The following is a 21,911-nucleotide window of genomic DNA, read 5'->3' on the forward strand; positions in this document are numbered from 1 at the left end:
ACCGCCGCTACGAACGCAAACCCGAGCACTTCCTGGCCTTCGTCGGCATCGCCGCCGCCCTGATCTGTCACCGCCGACTCACCAAATGAGATGTCGTCTAAGGGGCTTCCTCCGCAGCACCTCTGCGCCCGCAACCCGCAGCACCCTTCGCGCCCGCGAGCCGCAGCATCTCTGCGCTCAACCCGTCGCAAGCTTGCGCAGGGCCTCGGGGGCGGGACCTTTGGTTACTACGCAGTGCCTCCGAGCCCGAGGGACTTCCGCCACGCGACGCTTCACGTCCAAGGCCCTCCACGACTTGCGAAGGGGCTTCGTGTTCTCGCCTCCGCTTTCCCGCGCTCCCCGCCTTGCCGGGCGCCTTCGCGTTTGGGTGCTGCCGCTTTTCGCGTCTTCGCCTTTGTGGGCGTCTCCGCCTTCGGGTGCCTCTAGTGCCGCGCGCTTCCCTGGCGTCCAGATCGTCCCGCTTCTCCGTTTTCTGCTCTTGGGTGTCTTTGTGCTCAGGTGCCATACCTGCCTCCACGCCGGGTATGGCTTCTCGCGCCGCTTTTGCGAGGCATCCATCGGTGTGATCACGTTGGGATCGGTTGCTGGGGGCGTGGTCTACGTCGGTGCCTGCTGGAGTGATTCAGGGTGAGTCCAGGCCGTCGAGGCGTCCGCGCGGTCGATGTTGCGGTGGTTCGAGAGGCGGTCGAGTGCCTGAACACCTCCGGCCGCCTCGGCGACCAGCTCGACGAGTGGACTGCGGACGGGCTCGTTCTGGCCAGGAAGCTCGTGTCGTCTAGTGATCATCGGCGTCGGTCTCGTGCGGCTGTACGTCTACTGATCACAGTTATCCACCATCCGGGCAAGGCGCGATTCGACACTTGTGTGATGGTCGGTGATTGAATCATCAACCTTACGTCGATTCTTCGAATAGACGGCTCGGTTGCGGTCTTCGATGTGCAGGTGGTCTTCAGCTAGTGCGGCTTCGGAGACATGAGATCTTCGGCTTGCTTGCGATCTCTGCATGCCTTCCGTGTCGTTGTTTAATGAGCTTCTGCGCGGCGCGCGGCGTCGTGGTGCCCCGTGGGAGGGTTCGTTTCGGTCGCGCCCCTCCCCGGCGAGTGCGATGGGACGGTCTCGCGGTCATGTGGCGCAGCCACTCGGGTCGGCCGAGTCGGCTCCAGGTGCGACCGGGCGGTCCAGTCGTCGCTTTCCGGTCTACGGCCGACCAGCAGGTACGTCGACCTTGCGCTTCCCGCCCGGCCGTCCACCTTCAGCTGCGGGTGGCTCGCTACGGGCCGCACCGCAGGTCTGCGATGGGGTGTCGCCAGCGCCGATCCGGCCCGCCGCGTTGCGGAGAAGATGAATGTGAATTCGATTCGCATTTCGCTCGACAGTGGCCGGTTCGCATTTCGTGTGGCGCAGGTCACAGGAGCTCTAGTGATCTTGGAACGATCATTCACGGTTTCTTAACTTGCCAGTAGCAACGTTCGCCTGAGGCCGGATAACCAGCAATAGCGGTGCGTCGTTGATGGACATGAGGATGCAGTTACACTGAGCAACTAATGTGTTACGCTCACTCCGCTTCGCGTCTGCACAATCCCCCGATTCCAGGCCCAGGGTAGGGGTACCTAGGGGGTGCCTCGGCTTCATCACGCCGAATAATCTGCCGCAAGATGGGCGAAAGAAATGGTCAAGTGTTTCTAATTTCGGCGAGATGCGTGACCACTTTCGGCCATAGCCGGTCATTCGGGGGACGGCTCCGTGGTGCCGTCGAGGGGGAGCTCAGCAGTGCTTGTGGAGCGCGCGAAGATACTCGAGCAACTAGACGACCTACTTGATCGGTCAGCCGGGGGCCGGGGCGCCATCGCCGCGATCAGCGGTCCGACCGCGATGGGCAAGACCACGCTTCTCAACGCCGTGGTCGAACGGGCAGCGGCGGCCGGCGGCACCGTGCTCGCGGCGACGGGCTCGCGGCACGAGCGCGATGTCGCCTACGGGGCGCTCGCCCAGCTCTTCCAGTCCATCGAGCCCGCCGACCTCATGCACGGGGCGGACTGCCTCCCTGCCACGGCGTCGTCCGGGCGGACGTCGGAACCGGGCTCCGTCTCGACCCAGGGCATGCCGCTGGCCGTGGCACGCCGGGCGCACCGGGTGGTCGGACGGCTCGCGGCCGATCGTCCCGTCTTGATCGCGGTGGACGACATCCAGCACGTCGACACCGCCACCCTGTCGTGCCTGCGCTACCTGGCGCAGCGCCTGCCCCGGTTGCCGCTGATGCTGGTGTTCACGCACGGCGTCGCCGTCGATGAACCGACGCCTCGCGTCCTTCACGATCTCCTGTACCAGCCCTCCGTCCAGCGCTTCCATCTGGGGCCGCTCTCGTTCGACGGGGTGAGAGAGTTGGCGGAGAGTCACACGTCCGGCCCGGTGTCCGAGCGCTTTGTCGCGGAGATTTACGGCCTCAGCGCGGGAAACCCGCTGCTGGTGCAAGCGATCATTGAGGAGCACCGGTTCCGTCCCGCATTGCACGAGGGGAGCACGTGGGACGAGGCCGCCGCACACAGCGACGGCATGCTCGAACTCGTGGTGGACTCCGGAGAGGCCGCAAACCATGAGGCGGCGGATCCTGGACGCGCCGCTGCGAGGGCCGGGCACGAACTGACGACGGGGCATGTCTTCCATCAGGCGGTTCTGGCGTGCCTGCACCAGCTCGGTCCCCGGGCGCTCCGTCTCGCGCGGTGCGTCGCGATGCTCGACGGGTCGGCCGGTCCGTTCCTGCTCAGCCGGTTGAGTGAGATCGACACGGAGTTGGTCGAGCGGCTTCTGCGGGTGCTCACCTCCATCGGCGTCCTGGACGGGCCGAGGTTCCGGCGCGCGAGCGTCCGGCGGGCGGTGCTGGCCGAGATGCCGCACGACGAGGCCGTCACGCTGCGCCGGCACGCCGCCCGGCTGCTCCATGACGTCGGCGCGCAGCCCCAGGCGGTCGCGCCGCACCTGCTCGCCGCCGGTCCGCTGCGGGAGGATTGGGTGCCTCCGGTGCTGCGGGACGCCGCCCGGCAGGCCATCGCCGACGGCGACGTGACCGCGGGCGCCCGGCTCCTGGAACTCGCGGCGGAATGCTGCTCGGACGAGGCGCAGCGCAGTTCGGTGAAGGTCCAGTACGCCAGCGTCCGGTGGCAGCGCGGACCGGCGGACTCGGCGCGGCACTTCCAGTCGCTGAAGGACGCGGTCCGCGCCGGGACGCTCACCGGCACCGACGCGGCGCAGGTCGCCGCCGGCATGCTGTTCCACCTCGACTTCGACGGCGCCTCCGATGTCATCGACCGCCTCGGCGAGGACGACGACACGGGGACGGCGGCCGAACTGCTGGGCCTCCGGGTGCTCATGGCCGCGTCCTATCCGGGCTTGCCCGACCGGCCTGGCCACTCCCTACCGGACGCCGCCGCGCCGGCCACGTCCACATCGGACCTGCGCGCGAGGCACGCACTCTCCCTCGTCCTCGAACGGGGCGCCGACAAGTACGCGATCGCCCAGGCGGAACAGGTCCTGCGGAGCAGCCGGGCGCGGCCCGCGGAGATGCTGCGGAGCTTCCCGGCGGCGCTGCTGACCCTCTGCTACACCGACCGGCTGGAGGCCGCCGCCGAATGGTACGACCGCCTCATGGACGAGGTGGAAGGATGCGACTCCCCCGCGTGGAAGGCCCTGATGCAGAGCGTCGGCGCCCTCGTCTCGCTGCGGCGCGGACGGCTCGGCGACGCCGTCCGGCTGGCGGAGGCGGCCCACGCGGTGCTGGACGGGCCGCGCTGGAACGTCGGGAGCGCGCTCACCAGGGCCATCCTTGTGGAGGCCTACACCTTGATGGGCGATCATCGGGCGGCGGCCGCGCACCTGACGGGCGAAGCGCCGCCCGCCGTATTCCTCACCCGCGCCGGACTCCACTACCTGTACGCGCGGGGACGCCATCACCTCGCGACCGGCAACCCGAACATGGCCCTGTGCGACTTCCTGGAGTGCGGCACGCTGATGCGGCGCTGGAACATCGACACTCCGGCGCTCGTCCCCTGGCGGCTCGGCGCGGTCGACGCTTGGCTGCGGCTCGGCGACATTGAGCAGGCGACGCGGCTCGTCGAGGAGCAGCTTCCCGCGCCGGGGAACGAGCTCGCCCGGTCGCGCGGCATGGTCCTGCACGGCCTCGCCGCGGTGCGGACGACCGCGAAGCAGCCCGCGATCCTCCAGGAGGCGCTGCGGCTCTTGGAGGTGAGCGGCGCGCGGTACGAGACCGCCGCCGTCCTCGCCGACCTGAGCCGTGCCTACCAGCGGCTCGGGGAGAAGGCGAAGGCTCGCACGACCGCCCGGCGGGCGTGGCGGATCGCCAAGAGCTGCCAGGCCGAGGCGATGTGCCAGGCGCTGCTGTCGTCGTCCTCGCCCCGCAGCGTCACCGCCGGACGGCACGCCGCCTCCCGCAGCGCCGCCGCACCCGCCGACCAGGACACGTTCGCCAAGCTCAGCAACTCCGAGCGGCGCGTCGCCGTGCTCGCCGCCCAGGGGTACACCAACCGCGAGATCGCCGACAAGCTGTTCATCACCGTCAGCACGGTCGAGCAGCACCTGACCCGCGTGTACCGCAAGATGGACATCCGGAACCGCGAACAGCTCCTCGAAGAGGCCCACGCCGACACCTCCGAAGCCGTCTGACGGACTTGTCTGACGGACTGGTCTGTGCCCCCCGTCTGACGGACTCGTCTGACGGACTTGTCTGACGAACCCGTCCGGCGCCGCCGTCCAACCCTGCCGTTTGACGTGGCGTCCGGCGCTGCCGTCTGACGTCGCCATCCTGCATTGCCGTCCGACACTGCCGCCCAGCATTGCCGTTCAGCGCCGCCGCCCAGCGCTGCCGTCTGACACTGCCACCCAGCGCCGCCGTTCAGCGCCGCCGTCTGACACTGCCGCCCAGCAATGCCGTTCAGCGCCGCCGTTCAGCGCTGGCGTCTGACGCTGCTGTTCAGCATTGGCGTCTGACGTCGCCTTCGGTTTTGCTTCTTGTTTGGGGTGCCGTGCCGCTTCTCAGACCGGATCGTTTGCTCGGGTTGTTAGGCGCCGTCTAGGTCGCCGGCTTCTCGTAGGGGTGGACGGGTTTCGCGGCCGGACGGCTGACGGTGGAAGTCGATGATGTCTCCGCCGAGCAACGGCAGCAGGAAGTCGGTCACCAGGTTGATCACTTCGGTGAAGTGGTCGTTCAGGAAGCGGGGTCCGCCGGGGAAGATCCTGCTCTCGAAGGCGCTGTCGGTGTGCAGGCTCCAGGCGCGGACGTCGGCGGGTTCCGCTCTCGTGTCGTTCTCCGCTCCGAGTGCGACGATGTCGGCTCCGACCGTGACGTCCTCGGCGCGGAAGTAGGTCTCCACCGTGCGCACGTTCTCGGACGGTTTCGGGGGTTCGTCGCCGTCGCGGCCGGACGGCCATGCGTGGTCGCCGCGGAGAGGGACGACGGGGGCCAGGACTCTGCGGGCGGAGTCCGCGCCGTGGTAGCGGGACGGTGCGCGGCAGCCCGCGACGAACAGTGCCGCCGGGCCCTCCGCGCGCCTGCGCTCCAGGCGCCTCGCCACCTCGAAGGCCAGCACGGCGCCCGCGCCGTGGCCGAAGAGGACGACGGGGCCGCGGTGCTCGCCGGCTTCGCCGCGGAGTTCTCCGGCCGCTCGGTCCGCGCGGGCGGCGACGGCGTCGAGGGTGAGGCTGCCGATGCGGTTGCGGGCGCCCGGGTCCCGGACGGCGACGACGTCGATCGACGGTGCGAGCGCCTCCGCGAACGCGCGGAAGCCGCCTGAGCATGCGTCCAGATGCGGCAGGCAGGCCATCAGGACTTTGCCGCCGGTGGTGCTGTGCCGGAAATGCCGGATCCACGGCTCGGCGGGGTCGTTCGCGGTCATGGCACGGCATCCTTTGCGTGGACGGGCCGGCCGGGCCGCGTGCCGGGGCGCGTTGGCACGGCGGCCCGGAACCGGGAGGACCGGGGGTCAGGGCGTGTCTCGAAGCCGGTGCCCGTGGCGAGCGGCCCTGTGCGTCACACCGCATGCGTGCGTTGCAGGAGTCGGCCCAGGGTGGGGCGTCGTCCGACTCCGCGAGGTGTGTGCTCGGGTGTCGCGCAGTGGGGTGGCTGGCTTCGAGTCACGCCCCGGCCCGAGGTCCGGGATCGAGGCGCGTGGTACGGACGGGACCGGGTCGGCCGTGAGGCGCCCACCTTGGGCCGCGCACAGGATGCGCGGCGTCGGCGGGAGTGGCGCGGTCACGGCGTCGCGGGTCGGTGCGTCGGGCACGTCCCGCGGGGTCCCGTCGGAGCTCGTCACGGCCGCGCTCACATCGGAAGGTTCCCGTGCTTGCGGACCGGCAGGGGGGCGTCCTTGGCCCGCAGCATGGCGAGCGCGCCGACCAGCACCGAGCGCGTGTCGGCGGGGTCGATGACGTCGTCGACCAGGCCCCGTTCGGCGGCGTAGTAGGGGTGCATGAGCTCCTGCCGGTACTCCTTGATGCGCTGCGCGCGGGCCTCGTCCGGGTCGGGCGCGGCGGCGATCTCGCGCCGGAACACCACGTTCGCGGCGCCTTCCGCGCCCATCACGGCGATCTCGTTGGTGGGCCAGGCGAAGGAGAGGTCGGCTCCGATGGAGCGGGAGTCCATCACGATGTAGGCGCCGCCGTAGGCCTTGCGGAGGATGACCTGGACGCGGGGGACGGTGGCGTTGCAGTAGGCGTACAGGAGTTTCGCGCCGTGCCGGATGATGCCGTCGTGCTCCTGGTCCTTGCCGGGCAGGAAGCCGGGGACGTCGACGAGCGTCACCAGGGGGATGCCGAAGGCGTCGCAGAACTGCACGAAGCGCGCCGCCTTCTCCGAGGCGCTGATGTCGAGGACGCCGGCCATCGACGCGGGCTGGTTCGCGACGATGCCGACGACGTGGCCGTCGAGCCGGGCGAGGGCGCAGACGATGTTGGTGGCCCACAGGGCGTGGACCTCGAAGTAGTCGCCGTCGTCGACGATCTCGGCGATGACCGCCCGCATGTCGTAGGACTGCTTCGGGTTCGGCGGGACGAGGTCCAGCAGCGCCTCGCAGCGCCGTTCGGCCGGGTCGGCGGAGGGCGCGGCGGGCGGCTGCTCGCGGTTGTTCGACGGCAGCATCGACAGCAGGTAGCGCACCTCCTCCAGGCATTCGGCCTCGTCGTCGCAGACGATCGCGGCGGCGCCGGAGACCGTCCCGTGCACCCCGGCGCCGCCGAGCTGCTCGTGGGTGATCTTCTCGCCGGTGACGGCGCCGACGACGTCCGGGCCGGTGATGTACATCTGGGCGGTGTCGCGGACCATGAACGTGAAGTCGGTGAGAGCGGGGGCGTAGGTGGCGCCGCCGGCGCAGGGCCCGAGGATCACGCTGATCTGCGGGATCACGCCGGACGCGCGGACGCTGCGGCGGAAGATGCCGCCGTAGCCGGCGAGCGCGGTCACGCCCTCCTGGATGCGGGCGCCGGCGCCGTCGTTCAGCGCGACGAGCGGCGCGCCCGCCGCCTCGGCCAGGTCCATGACCTTGTGGATCTTCTCGGCGTGGGCCTCGCCGAGGGAGCCGCCGAAGACGCGGAAGTCGTGCGCGAACGCGAACACGGTCCGTCCGCCGACCTCGCCCCAGCCGGTCACGACGCCGTCGGTGGGGACGCGCCGGTCCTCCAGGCCGAAGCCGCGGGCCCGGTGCCGGCGGAGCCGCTCGATCTCCTGGAAGGTGCCCGGGTCGAACAGCAGCTCCAGGCGCTCGCGGACGGTCAGCTTCCCCCGCCCGTGCTGGCGGCGCGTCGCCTCCGGGGAGGGACCGCGCTCGGCGGCGGCCCGGAGCTCGCTCAGCTCGGCGACGGCGGAGCGCATATCGGCCGTCACCTCTTCCAGGGCGGATTTCATCGCGGAATCGGCGGAATCGACGGCCGGTTCGGCGCCATTCGTCCCCGTCGAATCCGCGTCGGCGACTATGGTCATGCAATTCTCCTCACCGTGGTTTCCGTCGGTTCCCACGGTCGTCCTCGGGCATCGGCGGATTCAATCCCTGAGCAGCGGATTAGGGGAGGCTAGGGGGCGACGAGCGGAACCCCTGAAGCCGCACGGGATACGCGTCGCGTGCGTGCGGGTGGAGTTCCGGAACGACGTGCGGGAAGCCGCCCGGTTTCGTATGACCGTCTTTCCGGCAGGGTTCCGGGACCGTCCCTATAGGGGGCGCTACGGGTAGCGACGCCCGCGCGGCGCGTTCGACGATCGGCGTTCAGGACGGAGGCCGGCCGTCCACGCGGCGCCGGCCGCTCCGGCGACCCCACCGGGCAGGACGAGGGAGGCGCTCGCCGCCATGACGAGTGAGCTTGTGCACCGTACCGACGCAATAGCGATCATCGGCATGTCGTGCCGCCTCCCCCAGGCGCCCGACACCGGCGCGTTCTGGGAGCTGTTGCGGGCGGGACGCAGTGCGATCTCCGAGGTGCCGCCGGACCGCTGGGACCCGGACGCGGTCCTGCCCGGCGCGCCCGAGGCCCACCGCGCCGGCCTGCGCCACGGCGGTTTCCTCCCCCGGGTGGACGGGTTCGACGCCGCGTTCTTCGGGGTGTCCCCGCGCGAGGCCGTCGCGATCGACCCGCAGCAGCGGCTGTTCGCGGAGCTGAGCTGGGAGGCGCTGGAGGACGCGGGCATCGTCCCGGGCGCGCTGCGGGAGTCGGCGACGGGGGTGTTCGTCGGCGCGATCGCGGGCGACTACGCGGCGCTGGCCCGGCGCGGCGGCGCCGTCACGCACCACTCGCTGCCGGGGCTGAACCGCGGCGTCATCGCCAACCGCGTCTCGTACGCGCTGGGGCTCCACGGCCCCAGCATGGCGGTCGACTCGGCGCAGTCGTCGTCGCTGGTGGCGGTGCACCTGGCCGTGCAGAGCCTGCGGAAGGGCGAGAGCACGCTCGCGCTCGCCGGCGGGGTGGCGCTCAACTTCGCGCCGGAGAGCGCCGAGATCGCCGGGCGGTTCGGCGGGCTGTCGCCGGACGGGCGCTGCTTCACCTTCGACGCGCGGGCCAACGGCTACGTCCGCGGCGAGGGCGGCGGCGTGGTGGTGCTGAAGCCGCTGGCGCGGGCCGTGGCGGACGGCGACACCGTGTACGGGGTCGTCCTCGGCAGCGCGGTCAACAACGACGGCGCCACCGACGGGCTGACCGTGCCGAGCGCCGAGGCGCAGGCGGCCGTGCTGCGGGGGGCGTGCGCCAGCGCGGGCGTGGACCCGGCGGCGGTCGGCTACGTCGAGCTGCACGGCACCGGCACCGCGACCGGTGACCCGCTGGAGGCGGCGGGGGTCGGCGCGGTGTACGGCGGCGCGCGTCCCGCGGGGTCGCCGGTCCTGGTCGGCTCCGCCAAGACGAACGTCGGGCATCTGGAGGGCGCGGCGGGCATCGTCGGTCTGATCAAGACGGCGCTGAGCATCCGGCACCGGGAGCTGCCGCCCAGCCTCAACTACGCGACCCCGAACCCGCGCATCGACGTCGAGGCGCTGAACCTGCGCGTCCACACGGCGCACAGCCCCTGGCCGGACGCCGCTGACGCGCCCCTGCTCGCCGGAGTGAGCTCCTTCGGCGTCGGCGGGACGAACTGCCACCTCGTCCTCGCCGAAGCACCCCAGAGTGAGGCAGCCGGAACCGACGGTGGTGTGAAAGCTAACGGACGCGACTCCGGCGTGGAGGCGGCCGGGCCCGGTGTTCCCGTTGTGCCTTGGGTGGTTTCGGGGCGTAGTGGTGCGGCGCTGCGCGCGCAGGCCGGGCGGCTGGCCGAACGGCCGGACCGGGACGGCGACCCGTTCGACGTCGGCTGGTCGCTCGCCGTATCGCGCACGCACTTCGAGCACCGCGCCGTCGTCCTCGGCCCCGACCACGACGCGCAACTGGCGGCGCTGGCGGCCGGGGCGGAGGTGCCCGGGCTGGTCACGGGCGTCACCGGCGACCACGGCAGGGTCGCGCTGGTGTTCCCGGGGCAGGGTTCCCAGTGGGACGGCATGGCCCGCGAGCTGCTGCGCACGTCCGAGGTGTTCCGCGCGTCGATCGAGGCGTGCGACGCCGCGCTCGCCCCCTATCTCGACTGGTCGCTCGCGGCGCTGCTGCGCGGGGAGCCGGGCGCGCCGCCGCTGGCGCGCGCGGACGTCGTCCAGCCGGCGCTGTTCGCGGTCATGGTGTCGCTCGCGAGGGTCTGGGAGTCGCTCGGCGTGCGGCCGGACGCCGTGGTCGGCCACTCGCAGGGCGAGATCGCCGCCGCGCACGTCGCGGGCGCGCTCAGCCTGGAGGACGCCGCCAAGGTGGTGGCGCTGCGCAGCCGCACCATCATGGCGCTGGCGGGCACCGGGGCCATGGCGTCCGTGCCGCTCGCCGCGGACCGTGTCGCCGAGTACGTCGCGCCGTTCGGGGACGAGCTGAGCGTCGCCGCGGTCAACGGGCCCGGCACCGCGGTCGTCGCCGGGACCCCGGACGCCGTCGCCGGGTTCATCGCCCGCTGCGAGGCCGACGGCGTCCGCGCGAAGGCCGTTCCCGCCGTGGACTTCGCGTCCCACTCGCCGATGGTCGAGGCCGTCCGGGAGCAGCTGCTGGAGCAGCTCGCCGGGGTGGCGCCGCGGTCGTGCGACATCGCGTTCTACTCGACGGTGACGGGCGGCATCGTCGACACCGCCGGGCTGGACGCGGCGTACTGGTACGCCAACCTGCGCAACCCGGTGCTGTTCGAGCCGACGATCCGGGCGATGGCCGAGGACGGGTTCGGCGCGTTCGTGGAGTCGAGCCCGCATCCCGTCCTCACGCTCGGCCTCGGGCAGACGCTGCCGGACGCGCTGATCGTCGGTTCGCTGCGGCGCAACGAGCCGCCGTGGCCGCCGCTGCTGGCGTCGCTGGCCGGGCTGCACGTGGGAGGAGTGCCGGTCGAGTGGCCCGCCGTCTTCACCGGACGGGCGCCGCGCCGCGTCCCGCTGCCCACCTACGCGTTCCAGCGCCAGAGCTACTGGCCGGAGGTGTCCGCCGGGTTCGAGCCCGCCGTGCAGGTCGCCGCCGTCGCGGAGGAGAGCGCCGAGGCCCCCGCGTCCGACGATCTGAGCTGGGCGGAGCGGCTCGCGGCGCTGCCCGAGGACGAGCGGGAACGCGAGGCCCTGGAGCTGGTCAGGTCGCGGACGGCGATCGTCCTCGGCCACCTGAGCGCCGACACGGTGGACGCCGACCAGGCGTTCCGGGAGCTCGGCATGGACTCGGCGATGGCCGTCCAGCTCCGGGAGAGGCTCAGCGCGGCGACCGGCCTGGAGCTGCCGGACACCCTCGTCTACGACCACCCCAGCCCGTCCCGGCTGGCCCGGCGGCTCTGCGAGCTGGCCGTTCCCGACAAAACCGCCGTTCCCATCCCGGCCGCGACGGTCGCCTTCGCGGACGACGACGACCCGATCGTCATCGTCGGGATGGCGTGCCGGTATCCGGGCGGCGCGCATTCGCCCGAGGATCTGTGGCGGCTCGTCGCCGGCGGCACCGACGCGATCTCCGGGTTCCCCGCCGACCGCGGCTGGGACCTGGACGGCCTGTACGACCCCGAGCCGGGCGTCCCCGGCCGGACCTACACGCGGCACGGCGGGTTCCTGCCCGACGCCGCCGAGTTCGACGCGGAGTTCTTCGGCATCAACCCGCGCGAGGCCGCGACGATGGACCCGCAGCAGCGCGTCCTCATGCAGATCGCCTGGGAGGCGTTCGAGCGCGCCGGGATCGACCCGGCGGCGCTGCGCGGCAGCCGCACCGGCGTGTTCGTGGGGGCGATGGCCCAGGAGTACGGGCCCCGGCTGCACGAGGGCGGCGACGGGCTCGGCGGCTACCTGCTGACCGGCAGCACCATCAGCGTCGCCTCGGGGCGGCTGGCCTACGCCTTCGGGCTGGAGGGCCCGGCGGTCACGGTCGACACGGCCTGCTCGTCGTCACTGGTCGCGCTGCACCAGGCGGTGCAGGCGCTCCGCGCCGGTGACTGCGCGCTCGCGCTGGCGGGCGGCGTCACGGTCATGGCGAGCCCCGGCATGTTCGTGGAGTTCGCCCAGCAGCGGGGCCTGTCCCCGGACGGCCGCTGCAAGTCGTTCTCGGCCGCCGCCGACGGCACCGGCTGGAGCGAGGGCGCCGGCCTGCTGCTGCTGGAGCGCATGTCGGACGCGCGGCGCCAGGGCCACCGGGTCCTGGCCGTCGTGCGCGGCAGCGCGATCAACCAGGACGGCGCCTCCAACGGCCTCACCGCGCCCAACGGCCCCTCGCAGGAGCGCGTCATCCGGCAGGCTCTCGCCAATGCCCGGCTGGCCCCTGCCGACGTCGACGCGGTAGAGGCGCATGGCACCGGGACCACCTTGGGCGATCCCATCGAGGCCCAGGCTCTGCTGGCCACTTACGGGCAGGACCGCGCGGAGCCTCTGCGGCTGGGGTCGATCAAGTCGAACATCGGGCACACCCAGGCCGCCGCCGGTGTCGCCGGGATCATCAAGATGGTCCAGGCCATGCACCACGGGCACCTGCCGGAGACCATCCATCTGGACGAGCCGTCGCCGCGTGTCGACTGGAGCTCAGGCAAGGTCGAGCTTCTGACGGAGCCCGGCACGTGGCCGGAGGCCGGTCGTCCGCGCCGGGCGGGCGTGTCGTCGTTCGGGATCTCCGGGACGAACGCGCACGTCATCATCGAGCAGGCTCCCGTTGTCGAGCAGTCGCCCGTTGTCGAGCAGCCGTCCGACTACGACGGGCCGCTGCCCTGGACGCTGTCGGGCAAGACCGAGGACGCGCTCCGGGAGCAGGCCCGGCGCCTCCGTGATCACATCGTTGAGCACCCCGAACTTCGCCCCGCCGACATCGCCCATTCCCTCGCCGCCACCCGCGCCACCCTCGATCACCGCGCGACCATCGTCGGCACCACGCGCGACGAGTTGCTGGCCGGTCTGGAAGCCGCGGCCCGGGGCTCGTTCATCCGCGGGGCGGACCGGGTGGCGTTCCTCTACACGGGGCAGGGCGCGCAGCGTCCGGGCATGGGGCGCGAGCTTTACCAGGCCTTCCCCGCGTTCGCCGAAGCCTTCGACGAGGTCTGCCAGCACATCGACCCGCACCTGCCGCAGCCTCTCAAGCAGGTCGTGTTCGACTCCGAGAACGACCAGATCAACCAGACTCTCTACACCCAGACCAGCCTGTTCGCGCTTCAGACCGCCCTCACTCGGCTGCTCACGACTCAGTTCGGCGTCACCCCGACCCATCTGATCGGCCACTCCATCGGCGAGATCGCGGCCGCTCATGCCAGCGGCATCCTCACCCTTCCCGACGCCGCACGTTTGATCGCCACCCGCGCCACCCTGATGCAGAACCTCCCCACCGGCGGCGCCATGATCGCGATCGAGGCGTCCGAGGAGGAGGTCGTTCCGCGGTTGACCGGGCGGGCCGCGCTCGCCGCCGTCAACGGGCCGGACGCGGTGGTCGTCTCCGGTGACGAGGCGGAGGTCACGGCGATCGCCGACGAGTTCGCGGGACGGGGACGGCGCGTCCGGCGGCTGACGGTGAGCCACGCGTTCCACTCGCCGCTCATGGACCCGATCCTGGGAGACTTCCGCGAGCAGGCCGCCCAGCTCACCTACAGCGACCCGCGGACTCCCCTGATCTCCAACCTCACCGGCCTGCCCGCCGAACCCGGAACCGTCAACGCCGACTACTGGACCGACCACATCCGCGGCACCGTCCGCTTCCACGACGGCGTTCGCGCGGTGGCCTCCGACGGCGTCACGGCATTCATCGAGATCGGCCCGGACGGGGTGCTGTCGGCGCTCGCCCGCGAGGCGCTGCCCGGCGCGACCGCCGTGCCGGTGCTGCGGCGCGACCGTTCCGAGCCGGTCACGCTGGTCACGGCCCTCGCGCACAGCGAGCAGACCGACTGGACGCCGCTGCTGGACGGGGCGCGCACGGTCGACCTGCCGACGTACGCGTTCCAGACCCGTCGCTTCTGGCTGGACGCGGCGGGGCCGTCCGGGTCGCCGTCCGGGATGGGGCTGGACGCCGCCGGGCATCCGCTGCTGGCCACGTCCACCGGGCTGCCGGACGGCGGGTTCCTGCTCACGGGCCGCATCACCGCGTCCGCGCACGGCTGGCTCGGCGACCACACCGTCCTCGGCACCGCGCTGCTGCCGGGGACGGCGTTCGTCGACCTGGCGCTGCACGCCGCCCGCACGGCCAGCGACCTGGAGCTGTCGGAGCTGACGCTGCACGCGCCGCTGCCGCTGCCGTCCCGCGGGGGCGTGCGGCTCCAGGTCACCGTGACCGCGGCCGACGCGGGACGCCGCGGGATCACCGTCCATTCGCGTCCGGACGGCGGTGACGGCTCCTGGACGCATCACGCGACGGGAACGCTCAGCGAGCCCGCGGGCGCGCCGGAGGGGATCGGTGAGGCGTGGCCGCCCGCCGGCGCCACCGCGGTCGATCTGGCGGACGCCTACGAGGACCTCGCCGACCGCGGCTACGAGTACGGTCCGGCGTTCCAGAATCTGCGGGGCCTGTGGCGGCGCGGCGGTGACCTGTTCGCCGAGGTGCGGGTGGAGGCGGAGGGCGGCTCCTTCGGCGTCCACCCGGCTCTGCTGGACTCCGTCCTGCACGCCGTGCTGCTGGACGAGTCCTCCGGCGAGCCGGTCCGGGTTCCGTTCTCGTGGAGCGGCGTGCGGATCGGGGCGACGGGTGCGTCGGTGCTGCGCGCCCGCCTGAGCCGGACCGGCTCCGGCTCGGTCTCGCTGCGGGCGGTGGACGCGGCGGGCACGCCCGTCGTGTCCGTCGACGACCTCGTCATGCTGCCCGCGGCGGACGAGCGGCCGCAGGCGCCGTCCGCCTCCGACGCGCTGTTCACCGTCGAGTGGCCCGAGGTCGAGATCGACGGCGGCGCGACCGTGCGCCCGGCCGTCCTGGGCGACCTCGGTGTCGAGACCGCCGCTGAGCGGTTCGCCGACCTGGGCGTGCTCGCCGCCGCGATCGACTCCGGTGTTCCGGCGCCCGACGTCGTCCTCGCCTCGCCGCCGCCGGACGGCGAACCGTGCCGGGATGCGCTGGCCCTCGTCCAGTCGTGGCTGGCTGACGAGCGGTTCGCCGCGTCCCGCCTGGTCTTCGTCACACGGAACGCGGTCGCGACCGGCGTTGAGGACGGTGCCGTCCTCGACGAGGCGCAGGCTCCGGTGTGGGGGCTGCTGCGTTCAGCGCAGTCCGAGCACCCGGGCCGGATCGTCCTCGCCGATGTCGACGGTTCGCTGGCCTCGTACCGGACCCTGATGTCCGTGACGGGCGGCGGTGAACCGCAGATCGCGCTTCGCGACGGTCGTGTCCACGCCCCGCGGCTGACCCGCGTTGAATCCGGCGCCGAGGAGTCCGGCGCGCTCGACCCGGACGGCACCGTGCTGATCACGGGCGGCACCGGGACGCTCGGCGCGCTGATCGCCCGCCACCTGGTCGGCGCGCACGGCGTCCGGCGGCTGCTGCTGGCCGGGCGGCGCGGACCGGACGCCGACGGCGCGACCGAGCTGGCCGCGGAGCTGATCGCCCACGGCGCCGACGTGCGGATCGCCGCCTGCGACGTCGCCGACCGCGGCGCGCTGGAGCGGCTCCTCGGCACCGTGCCCGCCGAGCACCCCCTCACCGCCGTCGTGCACACGGCCGGGGTCCTGGACGACGGTGTCATCGGGTCCCTCACCCCCGCGCGGCTCGACACGGTGATGCGCGCCAAGGCGGACGCGGCCTGGAACCTCCACGAACTCACCCGCGGCCTCAGCCTGAAGGCGTTCGTGCTGTACTCGTCGATCGCGGGCGTCGTGGGCGGCCCGGGGCAGGCGAACTACGCGGCCGCGAATGTCGCGCTCGACGCGCTGGCCGTGCGGCGCCGCGCGGAGGGCCTGCCCGCCACGTCCATCGCCTGGGGCCTCTGGGACGGGACCGGCGGCATGGCCGCGGACCTCACCGGAGCCGAGCGGGCGCGCTGGGCCCGCGCCGGGATCGTGCCGATCGCGGCCGAGCTGGGCGTCGCGCTGTTCGACGCGGCGCTGGCCGGGGACCGTCCCGCCGTCGTCGCCACGCGCCTGGACCTGACCGCGCTGCGCGCCGAGGCCCGCGCCGGGACGATGCCGCCGCTGTTCCGCGGCCTCGTGCGCGTCCCGGCCCGCCGCGCCGCCGCGTCCGCGACGACCGGGGCGACCGGGGCGGAGGACGCCCTCGGGCTCGTCCGGTCGGCCGTCGCGACCGTCCTCGGGCACGCCTCCGCCGACGGCCTGGACATCGACCGCTCGTTCCGGGACCTCGGGTTCGACTCCCTCACGGCCGTCGAGCTGCGCAACCACCTCGGCGCGCTGACCGGGCTGCGGCTGCCGACCACGCTGATCTTCGACCATCCGAGCCCGGCGGCGCTGGCCGCGCTGATCGCGGCGGAGCTGAGCGGGACGCGCCGGGAGGCGGCCGCGCCGGTCGCCGCGGCCTCCGCCGCCTCCAGCGACCCGGTCGTCATCGTCGGGATGGCGTGCCGGTATCCGGGCGGCGCGCGGTCGCCCGAGGACCTGTGGCGGCTCGTCGCCGACGGTGCCGACGCGATCTCCGGGTTCCCCGCCGACCGCGGCTGGAACGTCGAGGACCTGTACGACCCCGACCCCGAGCGGACCGGCACCTCGTACGCGCGCGAGGGCGGCTTCCTGCACGACGCCGCGGACTTCGACCCGGTCTTCTTCGGCATCTCCCCCCGCGAGGCGCTCACCATCGACCCGCAGCAGCGGCTGCTGCTGGAGGTCGCGTGGGAGGCGTTCGAGCGCGCCGGCATCGACCCGGGGACGCTGCGCGGCAGCCGCACCGGCGTCTTCACCGGGATCATGTACGACGACTACGGCGCGCGGCTGCGGTCCGTGCCCGGCGAGTTCGAGGGCTACGTCGGCAACGGCAGCATGCCGAGCATCGCGTCGGGGCGCGTCGCCTACACCTTCGGGCTGGAGGGCCCGGCGGTGACGATCGACACCGCCTGCTCGTCGTCGCTGGTCGCGCTGCACCTCGCGGCCCAGGCGCTGCGCGGCGGCGAATGCGAGCTGGCCCTCGCGGGCGGCGCGACGGTGATGGCGACGCCGTCCACGTTCGTCGAGTTCAGCCGCCAGCGGGGCCTGTCCCCGGACGGCCGCTGCAAGTCGTTCTCGGCCGCCGCCGACGGCACCGGCTGGAGCGAGGGTGCCGGTCTGCTGCTGCTGGAACGGCTGTCGGACGCCCGCCGCCACGGTCACCGCGTCCTGGCCGTCGTGCGCGGCAGCGCGATCAACCAGGACGGCGCCTCCAACGGCCTCACCGCGCCCAACGGCCCGTCCCAGGAACGCGTCATCCGCCAAGCCCTGGCCAACGCGGCGCTGACCACCGCCGACGTGGACGCCGTCGAAGCCCACGGCACCGGGACCACCTTGGGCGACCCCATCGAGGCCCAAGCTCTGCTGGCCACCTACGGGCAGGACCGCGCGGAGCCTCTGCGGCTGGGGTCGATCAAGTCGAACATCGGCCACACCCAGGCCGCCGCCGGTGTCGCCGGGATCATCAAGATGGTCCAGGCCATGCACCACGGCCACCTGCCCGAGAGCATCCACCTGGACGAGCCGTCGCCGCACGTCGACTGGAGCTCCGGCAAGGTCGAGCTGCTCACCGAGCCGACGCCGTGGCCCCGGGCCGACCGTCCGCGCCGGGCGGGCGTGTCGTCGTTCGGGATCTCCGGCACGAACGCGCACGTCATCATCGAGCAGGCCCCCGTTGTCGAGCAGCCGCCCGTCGTCGAGCAGCCGTCCGACCACGGCGGGCCGCTGCCCTGGACGCTGTCGGCCAAGACCGAGGACGCGCTCCGCGACCAGGCCCAGCGCCTCCACGACCACATCACCGAACACCCCGAGCTCCACCCGGCCGACATCGCCCACTCCCTCACCACGACCCGCGCCGGCTTCGACCACCGCGCCGCCATCGTCGGCACCACGCGCGAGGACCTGCTCGGGGGTCTGGAGGCGCTCGCTCGCGACGGCGCGTCGCAGAGCGTCGTCCGCGGTGAGGTGCTGGGCGGGAAGGTCGCATTCCTCTACACGGGTCAGGGCGCGCAGCGTCCGGGCATGGGACGTGAGCTCTACGAGGCCTTCCCCGCCTTCGCCGAAGCCTTCGACGAGGTCTGCCGGCACATCGACCCGCACCTGCCGCAGCCTCTCAAGCAGGTCGTGTTCGACTCCGACAACGACCAGATCAACCAGACTCTCTACACCCAGACCAGCCTGTTCGCGCTTCAGACCGCCCTCACCCGCCTGCTCACGACTCAGTTCGGCGTCACTCCGACCCATCTGATCGGCCACTCGATCGGCGAGATCGCCGCCGCCCACACCGCCGGGATCCTCACCCTTCCCGACGCCGCACGCCTGATCGCCACCCGCGCCGCCCTCATGCAGAACCTGCCCACCGGCGGCGCCATGATCGCGATTCAGGCGCCGGAGGACGAGGTGCGCGAACTGGCCGACCGGCATCCCGGATTGTCGGTCGCGGCGGCCAACGGGCCGACGTCCATGGTGGTCTCGGGTGACGCGGAGGCGGCCGAGGAGGTCGCGCGGCACTTCGCCGACCAGGGGGTGAAGACGCGGCGGCTGAGCGTCAGCCATGCGTTCCACTCGCCGCTCATGGACCCGATCCTTGAGGACTTCCGCGAGCAGGCCGCCCAGCTCGCCTACAGCGACCCGCGGATCCCCCTCGTCTCCAACCTCACCGGCCTGCCCGCCGAACCCGGGACGGTCAACGCCGACTACTGGACCGACCACATCCGCGGCACCGTCCGCTTCCACGACGGCATCGAGGCCCTGGCCGCCGACGGCGTCACGACGTTCGTCGAGATCGGCCCGGACGCGATCCTCACGGCGCTCACGCAGGGGATCCTCCCCGAGGCCGCGGTCGTCGCGACGCAGCGCCGCGACCGGCACGGGCCCGCGACGCTGGTGAGGGGCCTCGCGGAGGTCCACGCGCACGGCGTGGACGTCGACTGGTCGTCCCTCCTGCCGGACGCGCGGACGGTGGACCTGCCCACCTACGCGTTCCAGCGCCGCCGCTACTGGCTGGACACGCCGGACACCGCGGGCACCCCGTCCGGGCTGGGCCTGGAGGCGGCCGCGCATCCGATGCTGGCCACCGCCACCGAGCTGCCGGACGGCAGCCACCTGTTCACCGGCCGCGTCGCGCTGACCACCCATCCGTGGCTGAACGACCACACCGTCATGGGGACCGTCCTGCTGCCGGCGACGGCGCTCGTCGAGCTGGCCCTCCACGCCGCGCAGACGGTGGGCCTGGACGAGCTGGCCGAGCTGGTCCTGAACGCGCCCGTCGCGTTCGGCCCGCAGGGGGCCGCCCTCCTCCAGGTGATCGTCGGCCCGGAGGAGGCCGCGGGAGACCGTGCCCTCACCATCAGGTCCCGCTCGGAGGAGGACCACTCCTGGACGGGCAACGCCACCGGCAGCCTGACCCGCACGCCCGTCCCGGTCACCTGACCCCATCCGTCCCGAACCCTCGAAGGGCCGGGGAGGACCTGCACGCACGCCAGGTCTTCCCCGGCCCTTCCCCATGCCCGAGGCCATGAGGACGCCCCCGACCCCGACCCCCTGCCGGGGATGGGCGTGCAAATGCGTCGTCCCGGGGCCGCATCTGCGGCCCCGGGACGACGGGAGGGACGGGCTGTCAGGTGAAGCGCAGCGGGGTGAAGGGCAGCGCGTGGGCGGGCGGCTCGGTGTCGTCGAGGTAGGCGGCCATGGCCTCGGCGGTGACGGGGGTTAGCTGGACGCCCATGCGGAAGTGCCCGGCGGCCATGTAGACGTCCGGGACGGTGGTCGGGCCGATGACGGGCAGGTCGTCCGGGGAGCCGGGGCGGAGGCTCGCGTTCATCTCCGCGAACCGGAGGTCCCCGGCGCCGGGGACGACCTCGGCGACGCGGGTGAGGAGGTCCCGGGTGCCCTCGGCGGTGACGGTCTCGTCGTAACCGCGCTCCTCGTAGGTGGCGCCGACGACGAGCTCGCCGTCCAGGCGCGGCACCAGGTAGAGGGACGAGCCTCGGGAGAGGGCGCGGGCGGTGAGGTTGAGCAGAGGCGGGTTGGAGTGGAGGCGGAGGATCTGGCCCTTGACGGGGCGGATCTCCGGGACGGCGCCGTCCGCCAGGCCCTCGATGCGGTGGGTCCAGCAGCCGGCCGCGAGGACGAGGCGGTCGAACGGGACGGTGTCGCCGTCGTCGAGGACGGCGGCGTGGCCGTCGATCCGCGTCACGCGCCGCCGGACGATGGTGCCGCCCAGGGACTCGATGGCGGTGCGCAGCGCCGCGGTGAGGACGCGCGGGTCGACGGCGCCGTCGTCGGGCGACAGCAGGCCGCCGAGCGCGGGCGCGAAGGCGGGCTGGAGCTTCGCGCACTCCTCCGGGCCGAGCCGCTCGGCGCGGACGCCCTGCGACTCCTGGAAGGCCTGCTGGTGGTCGAGGGTGTAGAGGGCGTCCTCGTCGAACGCCGCGTCGAGGACGCCGTCGCGGCGGTAGCCGGCGGGGGCGAACTCCTCCAGCTCGGCGACGAAGGACGGGTACAGCTCCCGGGAGGCCATGTAGAGGCGCAGGAGGTCCTTCTGGCCGTAGAGCTGCTCGTTGCCGGGCGGGAGCATGCCCGCCGAGACATGCGAGGCCTTGCTCGCCGGTGCGGGGTCGATGACGGTGACGGCGGCGCCGCGGAGCTGCGCGCGCCAGGCGGTGGCGAGGCCGATGACGCCGCCGCCGGCGATGACGATGTTCACGATTCGGTGTCCTCGAGGAGGCGCCGCAGGTGGGTGGCCAGGCCCGCGGGGGTCGGATGGTCGAAGGTGAGGGTCGCGGGGAGCCGCAGCCCGGTCGCGGACGACAGGCGGCGGCTGAGTTCGAGGTTGCCGAGGGAGTCGAGGCCCGCGGCGCCGAACTCGCGGCCGGGGTCGACGTCGGCGGGGCCGTCGTGGCCGAGGACGGCGGCGGCCTCCGCGCGGACGAACTCCAGCGCGGCCTGGTCGCGTTCGGCCTCGGGCAGGTCGGCGAGGCGGCGGCGCAGCGCGTCGGTCGCGGTGCGCTCGCCGGTCCGGGCGGGCGCGAGGTCCGCGAGGACGGGCGGGACGTCGCCGGTGAGGGCGGCCTCGTTCAGCCGGACGGGCGCGAGGACGGCGTCCCCGGCGGCGAGCGCGGCGTCGAACAGCGCCAGGCCCTGGTCGTGGGTGAGGGGGGCGAGGCCGGTCCGGCGGACGCGGTTCAGGTCGGCGGTGGACAGCGTCGAGCCCATGCCGCCCTCGTCCTCCCACAGTCCCCAGGCGAGGGAGACGCCGTGCAGGCCGAGGCCGCGGCGGCGGTGGGCGAGCGCGTCGAGGGCGACGTTGGCGGCGGCGTAGTTGGCCTGGCCGGCGTTGCCGATCAGCCCGGCGACGGACGAGAACAGCACGAACGCGCAGTCGGGGTCGCGGACGAGCTCGTGCAGGTTGAGGGCCGCGTCGACCTTGGGCCGCAGGACCTTGTCGAGGCGCCGCGGGGTCATGGTGCCGACGGTCGCGTCCGACACGACGCCCGCGGTGTGGACGACGGCGGACGGCGCGGGGATCGCGGCGAGGACGCGTTCGAGCGCGGCGCGGTCGGCGGCGTCGCAGGCGATCACCTCGACGCGGGCGCCGTGCGCGGTCAGCTCGGCGGTGAGGTCGGCGGCGCCGGGCGCGTCCGGGCCGCGGCGGCTGAGCAGCACCAGGTGCCGGACGTCGTGGCGGGTGACGAGGTGGCGGGCGAGGAGCCGGCCGAGCGCGCCGGTGCCGCCGGTCATCAGGACGGTGCCGGTGAGGGGGGGGCGCCGGGCGGGCTCCGGTTCCAGCCCGTG

At 73.1% G+C, this 21,911-nt stretch carries 6 protein-coding genes and 1 pseudogene; 3 read left to right on the plus strand and 4 right to left on the minus strand.

All coding sequences use genetic code 11. The features are described from left to right. Window positions 1-89: pseudogene (locus E1300_RS33490) on the plus strand (IS5/IS1182 family transposase); the annotation flags it as partial. 1,687 nt (window positions 90-1,776) lie between these two features. Further along, on the plus strand, window positions 1,777-4,677 hold the full coding sequence (locus E1300_RS33500) for a helix-turn-helix transcriptional regulator (RefSeq protein ID WP_242619550.1): 2,901 nt from the start codon (window positions 1,777-1,779) through the stop codon (window positions 4,675-4,677). 395 nt (window positions 4,678-5,072) lie between these two features. On the opposite strand, the gene E1300_RS33505 is transcribed toward E1300_RS33500, so the two are convergent. Beyond that, the gene (locus tag E1300_RS33505) at window positions 5,073-5,906 is read right to left on the minus strand and encodes a thioesterase II family protein (RefSeq protein ID WP_131761124.1); all 834 of its coding nucleotides are present in this window, start codon (window positions 5,904-5,906) and stop codon (window positions 5,073-5,075) included. A gap of 425 nt (window positions 5,907-6,331) precedes the next feature. Further along, complete coding sequence (locus E1300_RS33510; protein WP_242619551.1) at window positions 6,332-7,876, minus strand: acyl-CoA carboxylase subunit beta; 1,545 nt, start codon at window positions 7,874-7,876, stop codon at window positions 6,332-6,334. A gap of 469 nt (window positions 7,877-8,345) precedes the next feature. Here E1300_RS33510 and E1300_RS51825 point away from each other — a divergent pair, with 469 nt between their 5' ends. Then, complete coding sequence (locus E1300_RS51825) at window positions 8,346-19,547, plus strand: type I polyketide synthase (protein ID WP_207400095.1); 11,202 nt, start codon at window positions 8,346-8,348, stop codon at window positions 19,545-19,547. 187 nt (window positions 19,548-19,734) lie between these two features. Here the strand turns inward: E1300_RS51825 and thiO are convergent, their stop codons facing one another. Both thiO and E1300_RS33545 read right to left on the minus strand, forming a co-directional pair. Further along, on the minus strand, window positions 19,735-20,823 hold the full coding sequence (gene thiO, locus E1300_RS33540) for a glycine oxidase ThiO (protein WP_131761126.1): 1,089 nt from the start codon (window positions 20,821-20,823) through the stop codon (window positions 19,735-19,737). Then, a partial coding sequence (locus E1300_RS33545; protein ID WP_131761127.1) for a type I polyketide synthase occupies window positions 20,820-21,911 on the minus strand: 1,092 nt, incomplete at its 5' end. The genes thiO and E1300_RS33545, both read right to left, overlap by 4 nt.

The sequence above is a fragment of the Actinomadura fibrosa genome, from assembly GCF_900659615.1.
GTDB lineage: Bacteria > Actinomycetota > Actinomycetes > Streptosporangiales > Streptosporangiaceae > Spirillospora > Spirillospora fibrosa.

Coding starts and splice junctions, on each gene's coding strand:
- E1300_RS33505 (WP_131761124.1), bottom strand. CDS start 5,906: ATGACCGCGAACGACCCCGCCGAGCCGTGGATCCGGCATTTCCGGCAC.
- E1300_RS51825 (WP_207400095.1), top strand. CDS start 8,346: ATGACGAGTGAGCTTGTGCACCGTACCGACGCAATAGCGATCATCGGC.
- E1300_RS33510 (WP_242619551.1), bottom strand. CDS start 7,876: ATGCGCTCCGCCGTCGCCGAGCTGAGCGAGCTCCGGGCCGCCGCCGAG.